Consider the following 18,641-nt stretch of genomic DNA (forward strand, 5'->3'; position numbering starts at 1 on the left):
TTTCACACTCCCTTTGCTATGTATTTTCCAACAACCTTGATTCGTAACTTAAGTGGTAAACAGCGCAGGACTACTGTCATCAGCTGATTTCTTCTTCCGATTGTTACAGCCGAACGATTTGAAAAAAGAGCATTGGCAATCCCTTTACCAACCTGCTCGGCACTCATTTCAAAATGGGTTTCTGTCTGACTTCTTACCATCTTCTCCTTTGTTTTTGGCTCGAAGAAAGCTGTACTTGTTGGGCCTGGGGACACAGCAATTACTTTCACCTGCTTACTATACTTCCTAACCTCTTCTCCAAGCCCTAAGCTGTAATGGTAAAGAAACGCTTTGGATGAAGCATAGGTATTCATAAAAGGATGGGGATAGAATGCTGCCGTTGAACAAATCACTGCAATAACTCCATAATCCTGTGCGACAAAGCGTTGAGCAAAGGTCTTCAGCAGCAACATCGAGGCTTGTACATTTACCTGCAGTATCTCTTCCTCTTCTTCAATAGAGAGTATATTAAAATCACCCACTTTTCCAATCCCGGCACAATGAATCAGAATATCCACTTGAAGTTCATTCACCAGAAAGGATTTCACCTCTTCACTTTTATTAAGGTCTACACAGTAACAAACACAACGTTGCTTGAAGCGCTGTTCTATGTCCGTTTTTAACTCAGCCAATTTTTCATTTGAGCGACCGACAACGTACAAGTCGTAGCCGTCTTCAGCTAATCTATAGGTCAGTGACCGCCCAATTCCAGAAGTAGCCCCGGTAATCAAAACCTTCTTACTCATTCATTTCCTCCTCCCCGTCATGAGATAGCTTTTATTATCCCAGTAAACGCAATGAAAAACAATATTGGAAACTTTCGAAAACCATTAAGGAAGACCGCTTATACTCACCCAGCCAGTTCTTTTAGTCTATATGTTTTATGCTAAATCCTTCCTTCTGTTAAAAATGATTTTTTGAATTGAGCTCAACAAAAGAACACCTATACCTCAACAGGAAGCGTTTCTGATTATCTTGTAAAGGCCAATTACCCAACTGTTATCCTAGCCATAATCCTAACAAGCGGATACACATGAGATTCTCAACTTTCAACTAGTTTTCAAGTGAGCATACATTTTGACTAGCACTACAACAAAAAGTAAAATAAAATCCTAAATAAATTATTGAAGTGAGGTATGCTGTATGGATAAAACTTATCATGATTTTTTAGCAGCAACATGGCGCCCAGCAGAAATTGAATCAATTTTTACTGCATTGGAACTGGAAATATTTGATGATATTGCCGGCGGCTGTCATACTGCGGAGGAATTAAGCAGCTCTAAAAAGTATCATTTACCTACGATTAAACGAATTTTAGCATTACTGACAAACACTGGATTTTTAGCTGAAGAGGACGGTGAATACACTGTTGAAAGCAAGTTCGCCCCTTATGTACTAAAGGACAGTCCGCTATATAGTGGTACGATCTGGTTGCTTCATCAACGATTAAATCGCAACTTATTCGGTCATCTTACCGAAATGACTCTTAGTGGGCAAAGCGGTGTAAACGTTTTCTCTGATGAGAATCATGAAGTCTGGGAAAGTGCCATGCCCTTTCTTAAATCCTTAGCCGTTATTAGTGCTAAAAATATTGTGACTCATTTCAAAAATAATTTATTACAAAAAGATGATTTGAAAATACTGGATTTGGGTTGCGGAACTGGTATGTATACGTCAAGTCTACTCGCAGAAAACCCTTCTTGGACAGGAATTGGAATTGATAATGAAGATGTTATCGAAATTGCAAAGGAAAATAACCGAGAGCTCGTGGAACAAAATCGGCTGCAATTCTTCACTGGCAATATTTTTGATAGATTCGAAGAAATACCTGAAGTGGATCTCATTATCTTAAGTAATGTCATGCATGGCTATAACGATCAGGAAAATATTGAACTAATAAAAAATACACGTCAGTATCTAAAACCGGATGGACAGATTCTTATAAACGAGTTTTTACTCACCGATCCTGCTGATAGTTTAGAGTCAATGTTTGATTTATTCTTTTCTCTCGTTGGTACCGGAAGTTCTTTTACCCCTGACCAGTTAATCCAAATATTTGATGCAGCTGATTTAAAAAAAGTCGGCGAAATAGAGTTAGAATCGCCTTCTACTGTTTATCTTTTTTCTCAAAATTAAGAGATAAGCGCTGTATAAACGAGGACCTATTAAAACAGCGACTATTTGGAAAATACATCCAAGTAGTCGCTGTTTCAGGTATTCCATTTTCCGACTTTCCCAAGATAACAAAGACAGACAGCTCTGTTTTAACTTACAATCACTTTATTCGCTAAGTCGTTTTTTCACTCGTTCATTGACTTTTCTCTTCAATTCATTCATCTGCGTTTTTGCCTGTACTTCCCGTAACATAGTTTCTGCGAACTCTCCGACATCATTGCCAACCAGCTCCAAAGCAGGAACATTATTTTCTGCTCCTTCTTCAAAGAACTCGATTAAATTATAAAGAGCATTCAGCATATCCATGCCATCTCCTGCTGAAAATTGCCAAACAAATTTTTGAATTTCATCATAAACGACTTGGTAATCCTTTGGCAGCTGCTTCATCTCTTCCATTTTTTCCCGGTATTTCTTTTTATCTATTTTGACTTGCTTGAAATAGTCCATAAAATTAAGATTCATCTCGTTTAGTCTCCTTCAGTTTTTCAATTTGCTGTGAAACGAATGCCCAACGCTTCCAAAAAAGCGCCAATTCGGTTTTTCCTTCATCATTCAATGTGTAAAACTTTCTCAAAGGGCCCAGACTTGATTTTTTCTTGGTCACTTCAACGAACCCTTTCTTTTCTAATCTGAGTAAGATTGTGTAAACTGTTCCTTCCGCAATATCAGCAAACCCATAGCTCTGTAAGTCTTTTGTGATCTCGTAGCCGTAGGTTTCTTTTTGCTCGATGATTTCCAATATCATGCCTTCCAACACACCTTTGAGCATTTCTGTAATACCGTCCACGTTAAATAATCACCTTTCTTCACTTGTTTTACCAATTCTCTCAATAAACGCCTTACAAATCAATCATTTAAGCATTTTTTTGTAGTAAAAACGAATTGCCAGAAATTGGAAAAGCAGCATCGTTCCAAGCAGCCAAATGACTGCTGTCAGGAAATCTCCGGAAAATTTTCCATCCGTCAAAAGCATCCGCAGGCTGTTAATAATTGATGTCATCGGCTGATATTCTGCAAACCCCTTTAGAGCCTTAGGAAGTGTCTCAGTAGGTACAAAGCCCGAACTAATAAACAGTAACCCCAAAAGCAGATAGGAGAAAACGCTGGCTGACTCATTACTTTTGGCAATCAAACCGAAAAATACTGCAATCCAAGACAAGGCATAATTTGTCAGCAGAATCAGAGCAGCGATTGCCAACCAATCTAGTAAATCAGCTTGAGGACGAAACCCAATCAAAATGCCGACAAGCAGAACAACGATTGTTGAAATAAAATTGAAAAATACACTCGTGAATACATGACCATTCAATACAGCCAATCTGGAAATAGGCATCGAATTAAAGCGATCAAAAACGCCATTCTTTACGTCATCGTTCAAACGAAATGCTGTATACCCAACACCGCTGGCAATCGTAAACAATAAAATGGCCGGCAGAATAAAGCCTTTATACGCTTCTTGAGAAGTCGACATCGCTCCGCCAAAAATATAAACAAACGCCAGCATGACCATGATTGGCATGACAACAACAGAGATAATCGTATCAATACTTCGAGTCATATGCTTCATCATTCTACCAGTCAAAAACCATGAATCTTGTAAAATTGTCATGTTACTCCCCTCTTTCTTTTTCGATAATATCAAAAAACACATCATTTAATGTTGGCTGCTTCTGTTCAAAATTACTTATAAAAATTTGTGCTTGCTGCAGCTCGTTTAGTAATCTAGTGGTTTCTGCTACTTGACTATTGGTGACAACAGTCAACGTCAGCTGTTCTTCATTCACCGTACCGTCAATCAACGTTTGTGCCTTTTGTAAGTCTTCTTTATGCAAAAATGTCAATTCCAGCTGTCCTTGAGGCAGATGTGTTTTCACCTCAGCCAGACTTCCCTGAACAGCAATTTTGCCATGATTCAAAATCGCCACTTGATCCGCCAGCTGATCCGCCTCTTCTAAATATTGAGTGGTCAGAAAAATTGTTACACCAGCTGCTTTAATTTCTTGAATAATTTGCCACATCGTTGCTCTTGCCTGAGGGTCTAAACCAGTTGTCGGTTCATCCAGAAAAAGAACTTTTGGATTCCCCAGCAAGCTCATAGCCAAATCAAGCTTTCGTTTCATACCGCCTGAATACGTTTGAACAGAACGATCTGCTGCATCAATCAAATCAAAGCGTTCCAATAGCTGCTGAATCATTTGTGTCTCCTTTTGATGCCGTAGCTTTGCGATTAACTCAAGATTTTCTCTTCCTGTCAGGATTTCATCTACAGAAGCAGTCTGGCCTGTTAGGCTGATACTATTACGAACTTGTCTGCTTTCCTTTGCACTATCATGGCCGACAATCTTTATTTGCCCAGCATCTGCTTTCAATAAGGTTGTCAGCATTCTAACGATGGTCGTCTTACCCGCTCCATTTGTTCCCAGCAACGCAAAGACCTTTCCAAAAGGGACACTGAAACTAACATCCTTAATCACAGCAAAATCAGCAAATGATTTTTTTAAATTCTTCACTTCAATTGCATTACTCATTCGATTTCACTCCTAACTACTTAGTATTATCTAGTACCACTATATAATAATGCTAAGTAGATGAAAAATCAACTACTTTGTTTCACTAAGTAGAGTTTTGACTTATTACATCTACAACGTAATTTGCAGACTGCTATTGGTTAGTAAGTAATAGTTCGTATTGAAATAGCTCCAAAAAAAAAAGAGAATCATTTTAACCGATTCTCTTTTTCGCATTATTCATTTTCAGAGCTTTCTCGCTTTATACTTTTTCAAGAAAATCACATGCAATAAGGAATAGCTGCGAATACAGCCCCTCTTGAATGCCAACATGGATTTCTTATTAATGAAAAAGAGCCAATAACTGTAGTCTGTTAAGACTTACTCGTTATCGGCTCTGCATTAATATGTCTGGCTCTTTGATAATCGTAACTTCAAAATTTTTAATGTTAATAACTGTTTCGGTTTTACATTTTGGACAGTACAATGGGAAGCATTCGACGTTAGTCATTTCAAAAATTTTATTTCTTGTTTTTCCATGACATATCGGACAATATATCCACTTAGATTTCAAATTCATTTTTTACTCACCTCTTCTAACCTCATTTACCATCAGTGTTTTCCAGCTGAAACGGCAAAACTTCTTTTTCTTGAGCTAAAACCTGTTGATAAACAGCCATTAACTGCTTTCCAATCGCATGTATACTTCTTTTTTCAGCTGTTTTAAAACCTTCTGAAGCAACGGAAGGAAACTCTCCATTAATTATCCTTTTTATGTCTTTCGCAAACTCTTCATTTGAACTTGCCTTATAGCAGTTTTTCCCAGAGATTAACCAATCTTGATAGACAGGGATATCACGGACTAATACTTGCTGACGGCTGGCTAATGCTTCTAAAACGACAATCCCTTCTGTCTCTTCATAGGATGGGAAAAAGAATAAATCAGCTCCAGAATACGCACCTTCAAGCACATCTCCTTTAATATAACCTGGAAAGATAACGTTCTCCGGATGATCCTTTTTCACAATTTTCCTTATATTGCGTGGAACACTCATTAATGCTACATGACCAAACCAGATAAACGTATAATCAGGAAATTTTTTAGCTAATTCGACAAAATCAATGATACCTTTACGTTTAAAGAACAATCCAACACAGATAATCACCTTTTGATTAGGCTCTAAATGGAAATAGTCTCTAAATAACTTTTCTTTATAGGAATCCGGCTGATATTCTTTTAAATCAATTCCATTAGAAATTGCCGATATCGGGAGGTTTAGCCCATGCTTTTCCAGTAATCCTTTTGAATATGGCGTAGGCGTAATTAAGTAATCTGCCTTTTTATAGAGACTGATTAAATACCGACCAAACAGAGGAGCTAATAGATTTGATCCAATAAATGAGTTGCGAAAATCTTCTTCTGTAGAATGGGCATGGTAAATTACTTTCTTTCCCAAACGTCTTGCTTTACGAATCATCCTCCGACTATTCAAACCATACGTATTAATGTGTAATATGTCATAATCGAGACACTCAGAATCAAGCGTATACGAGATGCCCATTTCCTCAAGTGCCTGTTTCTGATGTTCCAAAGCACGACCGATTCCTGACTTTGCTAAAACTTTAGCACCTTCAAAATAAATCAATATTTTCATTGTAATGCTCCTTTCTTTTCAGTTTATTGTTGGATAATTCGACGCTTATTAAGCGGATAAGCGATTAAAAAAATACCACTGGTAAGAATAGTCAACGTCACTGAAAAATGACTGATACTGGGAAGACTACTCTGTAACCCTAAAGCCCAGACAAAAAACTTAGAAAAGGCAATAGAACTAGCTGTATCCGACTGGCTAAAAATGCTAAACATAATCGGTAGAGCAATCAAAATGGCTAGAGTAATCACCTTTTGACGAGTAGAAAAGCGGTCATTAAAAATTGCTGCCAATAGTGCAAAACTACTTACCAAAAAAAGTAATAGTGAAAAAAGAACTATACTTTGAGAAAAATCTCCTCTAGCGTAGACATCTACAATATTCAGATGGTAATCAATGTTCTTAATAAAATTGTAGGAAATAAATTTTTGAATACAAACTAATATGAAGGAAACACCCATTGAAACGAGGAAATTTATCAAAAGATTAACCAAGAAAAAGTTTAATCGACTGATTCCATTTTGAATAAAAAACCTAAAATCACTCTGTATTCCGTTAAAAGAAATTAGGAGGACGAAAACCATAGCCGGTCCAACTAAATCGGTGCTGCCATTTCCATGAAAACCACTAGTGGATAGATGAGAAACAATTAATGGAAGTATTCCCAGTAATACGAAAAAGAAAACTAAGTAGCAAGCTATTAAGGTAAGCTGTGTTCGAAAGCGATAGTGAAATGCTGCTTTAAATTTCATATCGAACCCCTCTTTCTTTTAGTTAATTGAATAAAGTATTCTTGCAGGCTGACCTTCTCCACAGTAATCTCTGAAGGAAGCGCTACATCAAACGGCCATTTCACATAGGCTGTCATGGAGCCACCAAAAGATTGATTCGCCAAGATTTCTAAATCATCAGAGAAGGAGGTGAATATTTCCTGCGGCCCCTTGATTACACGAATCTGAGCCAAGATATTTTCGGTAGAATCGTTTTGTATGACTTTTCCATCATCGATAAACACAACTTCTTCAATTATATTAGCTATTTCTTCTATTAGGTGAGTTGAAATAATGAATGTTCTCGACCGTGCTCCATACGAATCCAATAAATATTCATAGAATAAATCTCTATGCGTAGCATCTAAACCTAAAACAGGTTCGTCCAAAAAAATATAATCACAAGGCACACATAACGCTGTTATTAGCTTAACAATACTACGGTAGCCGGTTGAAAGCTTTCGAAAACTTAATGCTTGATTCACATCAAAATCAATAATCATTTGCTCCGCTAGTTGCCAATCAAAAGTTCCATAGAATGTCTCAGTCACTTTAAATATGGTGTGAACTTTCATATTACCAGGGAAAAGATTATCTTCACTCATCAAATATATTCTATTCAGCTGCGGCTCTTGATCCGTTATTGGTTGATTATCTAAACAAATAGTTCCACTAGTAGAAAAATTTCGATTGGCAATAATATTTAACAGTGTACTTTTGCCCGCACCATTTCTGCCCAACAAACCATAAATTTTCTGGGGTTCAAAGGTAAGTGTGATATCACTTATGGCTGCTTTTTCCTTGTATTTTTTTGATACATCTTTAATTACCAAGCTCAAAGTTTATACCCCCTATCAATTAGTTTTTTAAGTTCTTCAGCTGAAATATCCAATTTTTTTGCATCAGATACAAATTGAAAAACCTCTATTGTTAAAAACTCATCCTTTCTAATTGTCCCGATTTTTTCTTTGGCTCCAGCCGTTACAAACATTCCTATCCCTCGTTTCTTTTCAAGTAAGCCACGCTCAACTAAGATACCCATCCCTTTTAAAACAGTAGCAGGATTAATTTGATAATTTTTAGAAATTTCTGTAGTTGATGGTATCTGAGTCCCTTCTTTGAAGGAACCATTGAAAATCCCTTCTGATAATTGATCAGCGACTTGCTGAAATAAAGGTTTTTCTCCTGAATAATCAAAATCCAAACGTCTCACCTCGCCATATGGTTAGTTGCTTATATAACTAACCGTATAACGTCAGTCTTTTTTTGTCAATCATATTTCAATAAATACTCTCAATCATTCTGTTTTCATTAACTTTTTTAAGAAACAGTTATTCCTACACTTTTTATTGGGTATGCTGATTTCAACTTTTTAGAATATAAAAAGACAGCAAAAAAACTTGGAGTAAAACAGAAATTTCCTGTTTTTTGCTCCAAGCTCTACAATTTTATTCAGTTTTTGTCCTATCAGCATTCTATTAGTTAAAGCAGAATTGTAAAAGTCTATATTTAAGTTTCCACCCTATTTCCGATACATCTTAAACTCCAAGAATAGATCATTGTATATTTCCAGATACTTGGAGCCTAAGTCTTCGTATACCTCAAGACGAGAGATGGTTTCATCATTAGGATAGAATTGTTCATCCTCCGAAATTTCTTTTGGCAGCAAAGCTTCTGCCTTTTTATTCGGTGTGGAATAGCCGATATATTCTGCATTTTTCGCAGCAATCTCGGGACGCAGCATAAAGTTGATAAATGCATATGCACCATCAATATTCTTCGCTGTTTTCGGAATGACGATATTATCGAACCACAGATTTGACCCCTTTGAAGGGATGACATAGTGAAGATGCTCATTGCCATCCAGCATTTCGGCTGCTTCACCTGAAAAGGACACAGCTACGGCGCTCTCTTCATTAATCATGTACATCTTAATTTCATCTGCAACAATCGCTTTGACGTTGGCAGTCAGCTTGTTCAGCTTATCTGAAGCCTCTGCCAGCTCTTTATCATTCTTGCTGTTTAAAGAATAGCCTAAGCTGTTTAGAGACAGCCCCATGACCTCGCGTGCACCATCAATCAGCATCAAATTGTCCTTCAGCTCCGGACGCCACAGGTCATCCCATTCCTGAATCTGCTCTCCATCAACAAATTTGTCATTGTAAATAATCCCCAGTGTTCCCCAGAAGTAAGGGATTGAATAGTGATTATTTGGATCAAAATCCAGATTCAAAAACCGTTCATCAATGTTTTCCAATCCTGTTAGCTTTGTATGATCAATCGCTAGAAGCATATCCTCGCTAATCATTTTTTGAATCATATATTCAGAAGGAATCGTAATATCGTAAGCCGTTCCCCCTTGCTGAATCTTGGTAAACATCGCTTCATTCGAATCAAAGGTTTCATAATTGACCTTGTAGCCGGTCTCCTTTTCAAACTCCTTAATCAGCTGAGGATCGATATAATCGCCCCAATTATAGATTGTCAGAGTATCGGCGCCTGCCATGCCACTGGCGCGTTCCAGTTGACCGACACCTAAGAATAAAACCAAGATAATCAACAAAATGCCAAGAAACAAAGAGTTCAATTTTTTCATGACAACTTCGCCACCTCTCTTTGTTCACGGCGCAGCTTCTTCACTCGCTTAGAGGTATTATCCTGACTGATAAAGTAGTAGCCAATCACAAGAATCATGGAAAACAAGAAGACCAGTGCACTCAACGCATTGATTTCCAAGCTGATTCCCTGCCTTGCACGAGAATATATCTCCACAGAAAGCGTCGTAAAGCCATTACCGGTGACGAAAAAGGTGACCGCAAAATCATCCAGGGAATAGGTAAACGCCATGAAATAACCCGCAATAATTCCCGGTGACAAATAAGGTAGAACAATGCTTTTTAGCACTTGAAAGTTGCTGGCACCAAGGTCTCTGGCAGCATCCACCATCGAATCGTTCATCTCCTGCAGCTTCGGCAGAACCATTAATACCACGATAGGAATACTGAAAGCAATATGAGATAAAAGCACACTTGTAAAGCCCAGACTGATAAAGCCTACTGCTGTAAAGAAAATCAGAAAGCTGGCACCGATGATAACATCTGGTGACACCAGCAAAATATTATTGAAGCTCAGCAATGCGGTACGGCTGCGGCGACCTTTGGTATAGTAAATCGCCATGGCACCAAATGTTCCAATGACTGTCGCCAGTAGCGCAGATAGAAATGCCAAAAGAAATGTATTCAGCACAATAATCAATAGACGGGTATCTTCAAAAACAGCCGAATAATTGGCCAATGTAAAGCCCGTAAACTCATTCATTGTCTCTCCGTCGTTAAAGGAAAAAAGAATCAGATAAAATATTGGCGCATAAAGCAATAAGAACACAAGAATAAGGTAGACATTCGACCACTTGAATTTCTTTCTGATCATTTCACTTTGCCCCCTTTTCTTTTTTCACCTGTTAAAATCATAACTGCCACCATCGCCACAATCAGCACCACACCAATGGTTGAACCCATTCCCCAGTTTTGCGTGACTAGAAAATGCTGCTCAATCGCAGTTCCCAGTGTAATGACACGATTTCCACCAATCAAACGAGTCAGCATAAACAAAGAAAGCGAAGGGATAAATACTGCTTGGACACCACTCTTCACGCCATTCAAGGATAAAGGAAAAATCACTCGACGGAAGGTTTCAGCACTGTTTGCGCCTAAATCCCGACTAGCACTGATTAATGAAGGGTTCATCTCCTCCAGCGCATTGAAAATCGGCATAATCATAAACGGCAGCTCAATATAGGCTGCAACAAACAAGAAACTAAAATCCGTAAATAGGATTTGCTGCGACCCAATACCCATAAAATTCAAAAACTGATTCACAGTGCCATGCATACTAAAAATTCCGATAAAGGCATAGGCTTTCAACAAGAGATTCACCCAAGTCGGTAAAATAACCAACATCAGCCACAGCTGCTTATGCTGCAGCTTTGTTAAAAAGTACGCAGTCGGATAGCTAATCAGCAATGTCACCAGAGTAATCAAAAACGCATACCAAACAGAGTTAAAGGTCATCGCCAAGTAAGTGCCGGACGTAAAATACGTCTGGTAGTTCGTCAACGTGAACTGTCCGTTCGTATCAAAAAATGATTGATACACAATCATCAGCACAGGGGCGATAACAAAAAGCATCAGCCATAATGCGTATGGAATCGAATAAATTCGACGTACTGTTTTCATGTCCTGCCTCCTACTCTTCGTAACTTTCCAAACGTGCATCAAAGTCTTCTTCAGACTCATTGAAACGCATCACATGAATATCCTCCGGCTCAAAGAACAAACCAACCTGTGAGCCTTCTACTGCTTTTCGAGTTGAATGGACAACCCACTCATTCTCCTGTTCATCATGACAGACAATCTCATAATGCACCCCACGGAAAAGCTGTGTATCAACAGTGACAATCAACTTGCCCTTGTCCTTTGTAGTAATTGTCAAATCCTCCGGACGCAAAACAACCTCAACTGCTTCATTTGGACGCATCCCGCCATCCACACATTCAAACCGTTTGCCGACAAATTCAACCAAATTATCTTCAATCATTCGACCATCAACAATGTTGCTTTCACCGACAAAATCGGCAACGAAGTGATTGATCGGCTCATCATAGATATCTACAGGCGTTCCGCTTTGAACAATTTCACCCTTGTTCATGACAAATATCTCGTCGCTCATTGCCAAGGCCTCTTCCTGATCATGGGTAACAAAGATAAAGGTAATTCCTAGTCGCTGCTGCAGCTCCCTCAGCTCATATTGCATAGCTGTTCTCAGCTTCAAATCCAGCGCTGATAATGGCTCATCCAGCAGTAATACCTTCGGCTCATTCACGATTGCCCGAGCAATGGCAACCCTTTGTCTCTGACCTCCGGACATCTCGCTGATTTCTCGCTTTTCATAGCCTGGAAGCTGCACCATACGCAACGCATCAATCACCTTTTTCTCAATCTCCTGCTTTGGCATCTTCTTAATCTTTAGCCCAAAGGCTACATTATCAAAAACATTCATATGAGGAAACAAGGCATAGTCCTGAAACACTGTGTTAACTGGACGTTTATTCGCCGGCACATCATTGATTCGGTTGCCCTCAAAATAGACATCCCCTTTACTGACATCCGTAAAGCCTGCCAGAATTCTCAAAATCGTCGTTTTACCACAGCCGGAAGGACCCAAAAGCGTATAAAATTTTCCTTCTTCTATCTCAAAACTAACATTCTTCAACACTGTTTCATCATCGTCATACTGCTTCAAAACATCTTCAAATGAAATAATTGTTTTTCCCACTTTTTCATTCCTCCAGATTAAAGATAAGATTCAGTCGCCACGATCAGCACACGGCTTTTTCCTTTTGACTTATTTTTTAATTGATGAGGCTCTGTCGCCTCGTAATAGATGGCTTCTCCTTTTCTTGCTGCATGACTGACCTCTCCAAGAACCAAAGAAACAGTTCCCTCCAGCACAAAGATAAAGGTCTCTGAGAGAGAAGGCTCAAAATTTTTGTACTCCCCATCTTTATCAAACGTCAGCAAGACAGGCTCCATTTCCTTCTCATTCGATTCCGGAATCAACCATTTCAATTGATACCCGTTTTCTTCATCCTGATAATAAGTACAGTCCTGCTCACCATAAACAATTTTTTGTTCCGTATTATCTTCACTGAAAAATTCCTCGGGTGTTACTCCAAGGACCTCCAATATATTAAAAAAGGTTTCCATTGACGGCGAGCTTAAGTCCCGCTCCAATTGAGAAATATACCCCTTGGTTAAATCTGTTCGCTCTCCCAGCTCTTCCTGGGTCAGATTCTTTTGGATACGAAGGTTTTTTAACTTCTCACCAATCTCCATAACCTCACCTCATCCTACTCTTTTTCATTTAAAGACCTATAAGTTTACTTATACTAAACTAAGAGTTTAATTTCACCTTTTTCAGTATACGGACTTTTCCAAAAATAGCAACTATTTTTTTATAGAAATCAGTATTTTTTCTTCAATTGTTTTTTTGAGGTATATCAAAGAAGAAATCCGTAAGAAAAAAGTGAGAATGTGATATGATAGTACCAGTATATTTAATGATAACGTGGAGGTTTATTATGGAAAAATTTTCTGCACTTCTTATTCAAGAAACGAATGGAGAAATCGCATATGATATTCAGAAGATTACGCTGGATGATCTATCTGAAGGAGACGTTCTAATTAAAACAGAGTATTCTTCAATTAATTTTAAGGACTCATTGGCAGTAATGAAAAACGGAGGCGTAATACGCAGCTACCCTATGATTCCGGGCATTGATGTCAGTGGAACAGTTGTTTCATCTAAGGAAGAGCACTTGACTGTTGGTGAAAAAGTATTGGTTACCGGCTACGGCCTTGGCGTGAGTCACACAGGCGGTTTTTCAGAATATGTCCGTGTTCCCGCTGAATGGGTTGTCCCTCTTCCAAAACAGCTTTCCGAGAAATCAGCCATGATTCTTGGTACTGCCGGCTTTACAGCAGCTTTATGTATCGATGCACTTGAGCAGCATGGTCTTTCAGCCAATAAAGAAGCTCGTCTCCTTGTAACCGGAGCATCCGGCGGTGTTGCTTCACTGAGTATTGCAATGCTGAAGGGGCTTGGGTACAAAAATATTACAGCATTGACCAGAAAAAAAGAAACTGTTCGTGAATTAAAGGAGTTGGGTGCTTCAGAGGTACTGCTTCATGATGAATTCATGCCTGAAAAAATCCGACCTTTAGGAAAACAACTGTATGATTATGCCTTGGATACTGTCGGCGGCGATACATTAGCAGCAGTGTTACCGCTGATTAATTACGGTGGCGGTGTTGCTGCTTGCGGGAATGCGGGAGGATTGGGTCTTCAAACAACGGTTCTGCCGTTTATTTTACGAAATGTTGCTCTATTAGGGATTGATTCTGTCAATGTGCCAATGGAAAAACGTCAGCTCATCTGGAATCGCCTGGCAACTGATTTAAATGGAACTGAACAAGCACTAGTCAATGAAATCACCTTGTCACAAGCACCGGAAACCTTCGCTTCACTACAGCAAGGGCAGCATATCGGTCGTACAATCATCAAGTTTTAAGCTAAAGGAGTTGGAAACATGAAAATATTAGTTACCGCCGGCGGCACCTCTGAGCGAATCGATAATGTCCGCTCGATTACCAATCATTCTACCGGTCGTCTGGGTAAAGCGATAGCCGAAGAATTTCTGGCACATAATCATCAAGTTACTTACTTGACTACTCCTTATGCGGTCAAACCGACAGCTATGGATCAGTTAATCATAGAAGAAATCGAAACAACAGCCGACCTGCAGAAAAAAATGCTTGAGCTTCTATCTACTCAAACATTTGATGGCATTATCCATAGCATGGCTGTCAGCGACTTTTCCAGTGAAACCAGTTTGCCGGAAGAAGCGTTGATTCAGGCAATGACCACTGCCTTAACAAAACAGCAGGACTTCAGTCAAAATAGTATCGAAACAACAGTGAAAGATGTAATAGAGCAGTTAGGTACACAGCAACAAGAGGAAAAGAAAATCTCTTCCAATACAGAGCGTCTCTTGCTTTTCCTGAAGAAAAACCCTAAAATAATCTCAATGATTCGAGAAAATCAACCAAACACGGTTCTTGTTGGGTTTAAATTACTTGTAGGCGTTTCTGAGGACGAACTGATTCAAGTCGGCAGTGCCACCCTAAAAAAGAATCAGTGTGATTTCGTTTTGGCAAACGATTTAGAATCCATTCGTGATGAAAAGCATCGCGGTATTTTAATCCATGCAGATGGTCAAACGGAAACTGCGGAGACCAAAGCAGCGATTGCCGAACTTATCGTTAAAAATGTAGAAGCGAAAGGAGCCAACAACTCATGAAAACAATTTTACTTGGTGTTTCAGGTAGTATATCTGCTTATAAAGCGGCCGATATCACAAGTCGTTTAACCAAACTAGGGTATCAGGTAGAGGTTATTATGACTGTCAACAGTACCAAATTCATCACACCGCTGACACTACAGGCTTTATCTAAAAAGCCGGTACACACCGAAGTGATGGAAGAGCTTTATCCGGAACAAATCAATCACATTGAGCTTGCTAAAAGAGCCGATTTATTCCTAGTTGCTCCAGCTTCGGCAAATATTATCGGAAAGCTGGCCAACGGGATTGCCGATGATATGCTATCTACGGTTGCAATGGCCTTAAAGGAAGAGGTTCCTAAGCTGATTGCACCGGCAATGAACACATATATGTACCAGAACCCTATCATGCAAAAGAACTTGACTACATTGAAGGATGTTGGTTATCAGGAAATTGAACCACGTGAAGCATTACTTGCTTGTGGGGATTTCGGCAGAGGTGCTTTGGCTGAGGTTGATGTCATTGTCAACGAGGCAAACCGTATTCTATCACATTCATAAGGAGTTCATTAATGACTAACACAAAGAAATTTACATTAACAGCTATGTTTTTAGCCATTCTTATTTTATTAGCCTCTGTGCCGTTTCTGGGCTTTATCCCAATTGGTCCAATTAATGCAACAACGATGCATATTCCCGTTATCATCGCATCAATTATTCTTGGCCCAAAAATTGGCGGATTTCTAGGCGGAGTCTTTGGGATTATCAGTATGGTTCGAGCAACGGTAATTATCTCGCCAACCTCTTTTCTGTTCTCTCCTTTTATTCCGGTAATCGGAACTGACCAAGGAAGCTGGAAAGCAATTATTATTGCTGTTGTTCCTAGAATTCTTATTGGTATCATCCCCTATTTTGTTTACAAGCTGTTCCGAAAAAAAGCGGAAAAAAATGCCGGTGCTAAATCAATCGGACTTTTCATCGCCGGATTTAGCGGGGCCGCTACAAATACAATTTTAGTCATGGGTGGTATTTTCCTGTTATTCAAGGATTCTTACGCTCAGGCAGTAGGCATCGGTATTGAAACGGTCTTCTCTGTGATTCTTGGTGTTGTTTTCACCAGCGGATTGGTAGAAGCAATTGTTGCCGGCTTTGCTACAGCAGCTGTCACAGCGGTACTCCTTCGACTAACAAAAACAAATGCTACACAAAAGCTTTAAGCCAAAAGGCCCTAGGAGGTTTTGAAAAATTTCAAAATCTCCTAGGACCTTTTTTTGTCATCGATGACTCAAATACCTGTGATACCTAACTACTTATTTTTAGCATCTGAAAGAATGAAGTGGTTCTTCTTTCAAGCCTGAACTACAAAAAAAGCTTGACCATACAGCTTCCGGTCAAGCGTCTATACTAATTTTCTATTTTTTCCCTTTTCTCAGCTTATAAGCATATTCACTAAGCTTAAACATCAGCTTGTTCACAGGCAAATCAAATTCACCGATAAACTCATTGATTGTTGGATTAAAGTTGGACTTGAACTTAATCAGCCCATCATTCAAGCTACCCTCTAAGCCGCCCATGTTGCTTGTCTCACAGCCGCGCTCAAAGCATTCGTTAATTGCTTCATACCAAGTAAGGTAAGCCGGCATGTAGCGTTTGTAACGATCATCCATCCCTGCATAAAGAATTTCACTTGTCGTTCCAAAAGTAATTGCCAACGCGCCTGCTACAACTGCTGTATCTCCGGAATGTGCGATACTTTCCTCCAGCTCAGCCAGCTCTCTTGTCAGAGAAAATTCCAGCTCTTCCAAGTTGTGTCGTTTCTTCACTTGATTTTCTTTTAAGTTTGCCAAGTCTTGTTGGTTCTTTTCATGTCTGGCTTTCGTTTCTTCATAGCGGGCTTTTAAGTCAACTTCAGCCAGCATGATAAATGACTGCTCCGGATAAATGTCCATCAGCTTTTCAAAATACTCAGCATTTCTCAGTGAAATCTGCTGCCGTTCAGTTGTCAGCTTAATCATTTCAGCAAACGCAGGAACTAATTCCTTGTGTCCTTGACGTACAACAACGCCCTTTTTCTGAGCCTGCTTCAGCATTTTTCGTGTACTTTTCGATAGCTGCTCTTCACTGAAATCTTCTTTATAAATATTTGCTTGAAAACGAGGCTGGATTGTCGCAGACATTTCCATCGTCAAGCCTTGGTATTTAGCTCCGGCAGAAGTAATATTTTCCACAATCATCTGTGCCTCAGGATTCATTTTTTCTTCACGATCCATCAGAATATCTTTATAAATGACTGTCGGATCCATTTTTATAAATACTGCTCGTTTTTTCTTTCCAAACTTTTTCAGCTGCTCCATAAAAAATTGAACCAGCTCCTTATTCGTATAATCCATAATTGGACCACGAGGTGTATAAAGAAAGGTAAAACCAGCTGGAAGCGGCCGAATAAGAACCAGACCTGAGGCAATTAACTGCCCATCTTGATAGACCCCTACAATTTCCGATCCCCAGTTATTTTTGACCTCAGCCCATGAGGATGACTGCAGCAGATTACATAGCGGATGTGTTTCTACAAAACGATCATGCTCTGCGGGCGCAACGCCAATTTTAAATTCGTACATTCCCATATCCTCCCTTTCAACTTTCCTCTATCTTCTTCTGCTAGTATCAAATTTTTCTACTAGCAGTTTTCTTCATTAATGTAGTAGTATTCTCCACAAACATTAATTTTAATCTTTCCTAGGTGATTTGTAAACATTACAACACATAAAAAGAAAAAACAACCAGTTATCTTTCTTAATCTATTGACAAGAAAAGCTATTATACATAAAAAAACACCAACAATCCCCATACAACAGCAGGCATTATTGGTGCTTGAGTATCAATAAACAATTTTTGGATTACGCACGTGCTTTAAAGTCTACAGCTTTATTCAGGAAATACATTAACGGCGCAGATAAAGCCATAATGATAAATTCACTGAATGCCAAAAAGAAATAAGTTGGTAAGAAACCCTCTGTCGTTCCGCCTGTGCTTACCAGCATAATTGCGATAAAGACCATAGATACAGTAAAAAACAGTGTGTTCAGTGCCAGACGAAGCTTTTCATTCTTTACTTTGTTATAAATCAAAGCGGTCAGTCCTAACGAGACAAAAGTCTGTGTTCCTCCGTATAGCGCGTCGATTACACCATAGCCAAATACAAGATTGTAAAAGATAACGCCGCCGAGAACGCCCCACATCAGCTTGCGATTAAAGACGACTAGATGATTCAAGCTTTCTGAAATCCTGAACTGAATTGGTCCTGAAGCAACAGGTGCAACAAAGAGTGTCAGCGCTAAATAAAGTGCCATAATAATTGCATTAAGTGTCAGTGCTCTCAAATTTTTGTTTGGTGTAGCAGATGTTTGCATTCCTTCTCCTTCTTTCTCCGAGTTTTTTTACTGGGGATGGTTGATGAACCCAGATTGCCAAAGAACTGTTTAGCTAATAACAGTCTTTTACAACGGCATTAATACTATCACCGTACCCGTGGAATGTCAACAAACTGCCTATCCGGATAATAAATCTATCTTCTCTTAATCGTTTAGAAGGATTTGTGT

The 18,641-nt window shown here is 39.1% G+C and carries 22 protein-coding genes; 5 read left to right on the plus strand and 17 right to left on the minus strand.

The features are described from left to right. Positions 1-2: 2 nt before the first annotated feature. On the minus strand, positions 3-785 hold the full coding sequence (locus IW510_RS14705) for an SDR family NAD(P)-dependent oxidoreductase (protein ID WP_202060925.1): 783 nt from the start codon (positions 783-785) through the stop codon (positions 3-5). A 397-nt stretch (positions 786-1,182) separates the two neighbouring features. On the opposite strand from IW510_RS14705, the gene IW510_RS14710 reads away from it, so the two are divergent. Further along, complete coding sequence (locus tag IW510_RS14710; protein ID WP_202060926.1) at positions 1,183-2,175, plus strand: class I SAM-dependent methyltransferase; 993 nt, start codon at positions 1,183-1,185, stop codon at positions 2,173-2,175. Between the two features lie 144 nt (positions 2,176-2,319). On the opposite strand, the gene IW510_RS14715 is transcribed toward IW510_RS14710, so the two are convergent. From IW510_RS14715 to IW510_RS14780, 14 genes are all read right to left on the minus strand, one after another. Next, positions 2,320-2,676 (minus strand): DUF1048 domain-containing protein, encoded by a 357-nt coding sequence (locus IW510_RS14715; protein WP_202060927.1) that lies wholly within the window; start codon positions 2,674-2,676, stop codon positions 2,320-2,322. Then, positions 2,666-3,001: a PadR family transcriptional regulator gene (locus IW510_RS14720; protein ID WP_202060928.1), complete on the minus strand. Its 336-nt coding sequence runs from the start codon at positions 2,999-3,001 to the stop codon at positions 2,666-2,668. Before IW510_RS14720 ends, IW510_RS14715 begins: the two co-directional genes overlap by 11 nt. Positions 3,002-3,064: 63 nt before the next feature. Next, positions 3,065-3,823, minus strand: coding sequence for an ABC transporter permease (locus tag IW510_RS14725; RefSeq protein WP_202060929.1), 759 nt, complete (start codon positions 3,821-3,823; stop codon positions 3,065-3,067). Position 3,824: 1 nt separating this feature from the next. Further along, entirely contained in the window at positions 3,825-4,742 is a 918-nt protein-coding gene (locus IW510_RS14730) for an ATP-binding cassette domain-containing protein (RefSeq protein WP_202060931.1), read from the minus strand. Positions 4,743-5,109: 367 nt separating this feature from the next. Next, the gene (locus tag IW510_RS14735; protein ID WP_202060933.1) at positions 5,110-5,301 is read right to left on the minus strand and encodes a cysteine-rich KTR domain-containing protein; all 192 of its coding nucleotides are present in this window, start codon (positions 5,299-5,301) and stop codon (positions 5,110-5,112) included. A 22-nt stretch (positions 5,302-5,323) separates the two neighbouring features. Continuing rightward, a complete protein-coding gene (locus IW510_RS14740) occupies positions 5,324-6,376 on the minus strand; it encodes a glycosyltransferase family 4 protein (RefSeq protein ID WP_202060935.1) in 1,053 nt (350 codons plus the stop codon). 23 nt (positions 6,377-6,399) lie between these two features. Beyond that, positions 6,400-7,125: a hypothetical protein gene (locus tag IW510_RS14745; protein WP_202060937.1), complete on the minus strand. Its 726-nt coding sequence runs from the start codon at positions 7,123-7,125 to the stop codon at positions 6,400-6,402. Beyond that, entirely contained in the window at positions 7,122-7,982 is an 861-nt protein-coding gene (locus IW510_RS14750) for an ATP-binding cassette domain-containing protein (protein ID WP_202060938.1), read from the minus strand. Before IW510_RS14750 ends, IW510_RS14745 begins: the two co-directional genes overlap by 4 nt. Next, the gene (locus IW510_RS14755) at positions 7,979-8,347 is read right to left on the minus strand and encodes a GntR family transcriptional regulator (RefSeq protein ID WP_202060939.1); all 369 of its coding nucleotides are present in this window, start codon (positions 8,345-8,347) and stop codon (positions 7,979-7,981) included. The genes IW510_RS14750 and IW510_RS14755 overlap by 4 nt, the downstream gene beginning before the upstream one ends. 318 nt (positions 8,348-8,665) lie before the next feature. Further along, complete coding sequence (locus IW510_RS14760) at positions 8,666-9,739, minus strand: ABC transporter substrate-binding protein (RefSeq protein ID WP_202060940.1); 1,074 nt, start codon at positions 9,737-9,739, stop codon at positions 8,666-8,668. Then, entirely contained in the window at positions 9,736-10,572 is an 837-nt protein-coding gene (locus tag IW510_RS14765; protein WP_202060943.1) for an ABC transporter permease, read from the minus strand. Before IW510_RS14765 ends, IW510_RS14760 begins: the two co-directional genes overlap by 4 nt. Continuing rightward, positions 10,569-11,378, minus strand: a complete 810-nt coding sequence (locus IW510_RS14770; protein WP_202060945.1) for an ABC transporter permease — start codon at positions 11,376-11,378, stop codon at positions 10,569-10,571. Before IW510_RS14770 ends, IW510_RS14765 begins: the two co-directional genes overlap by 4 nt. A 10-nt stretch (positions 11,379-11,388) precedes the next feature. Then, positions 11,389-12,477: an ABC transporter ATP-binding protein gene (locus IW510_RS14775; RefSeq protein WP_202060948.1), complete on the minus strand. Its 1,089-nt coding sequence runs from the start codon at positions 12,475-12,477 to the stop codon at positions 11,389-11,391. 17 nt (positions 12,478-12,494) lie between these two features. Further along, positions 12,495-13,037, minus strand: a complete 543-nt coding sequence (locus IW510_RS14780) for a helix-turn-helix domain-containing protein (protein WP_202060950.1) — start codon at positions 13,035-13,037, stop codon at positions 12,495-12,497. Between the two features lie 245 nt (positions 13,038-13,282). Here IW510_RS14780 and IW510_RS14785 point away from each other — a divergent pair, with 245 nt between their 5' ends. From IW510_RS14785 to IW510_RS14800, 4 genes are read left to right on the plus strand one after another with little or no spacing between them, the layout of a single operon-like run. Then, positions 13,283-14,272: a YhdH/YhfP family quinone oxidoreductase gene (locus IW510_RS14785; RefSeq protein WP_202060952.1), complete on the plus strand. Its 990-nt coding sequence runs from the start codon at positions 13,283-13,285 to the stop codon at positions 14,270-14,272. An 18-nt stretch (positions 14,273-14,290) separates the two neighbouring features. Continuing rightward, positions 14,291-15,061: a phosphopantothenate--cysteine ligase gene (gene coaB / locus IW510_RS14790; protein ID WP_202060954.1), complete on the plus strand. Its 771-nt coding sequence runs from the start codon at positions 14,291-14,293 to the stop codon at positions 15,059-15,061. Further along, entirely contained in the window at positions 15,058-15,603 is a 546-nt protein-coding gene (gene coaC, locus IW510_RS14795; RefSeq protein WP_202060955.1) for a phosphopantothenoylcysteine decarboxylase, read from the plus strand. Before coaB ends, coaC begins: the two co-directional genes overlap by 4 nt. An 11-nt stretch (positions 15,604-15,614) precedes the next feature. Next, a complete protein-coding gene (locus IW510_RS14800; protein WP_202060956.1) occupies positions 15,615-16,259 on the plus strand; it encodes an ECF transporter S component in 645 nt (214 codons plus the stop codon). A gap of 195 nt (positions 16,260-16,454) precedes the next feature. Here IW510_RS14800 and IW510_RS14805 read toward each other — a convergent pair whose 3' ends face one another. Further along, entirely contained in the window at positions 16,455-17,660 is a 1,206-nt protein-coding gene (locus IW510_RS14805) for an aminoacyltransferase (protein ID WP_202060957.1), read from the minus strand. A 279-nt stretch (positions 17,661-17,939) separates the two neighbouring features. Beyond that, on the minus strand, positions 17,940-18,452 hold the full coding sequence (locus tag IW510_RS14810) for a QueT transporter family protein (RefSeq protein WP_202060959.1): 513 nt from the start codon (positions 18,450-18,452) through the stop codon (positions 17,940-17,942). Positions 18,453-18,641: the final 189 nt, after the last annotated feature.

It is taken from the genome of Enterococcus sp. BWR-S5, from assembly GCF_016745255.1.
Taxonomy (GTDB): Bacteria; Bacillota; Bacilli; order Lactobacillales; family Enterococcaceae; genus Enterococcus_L.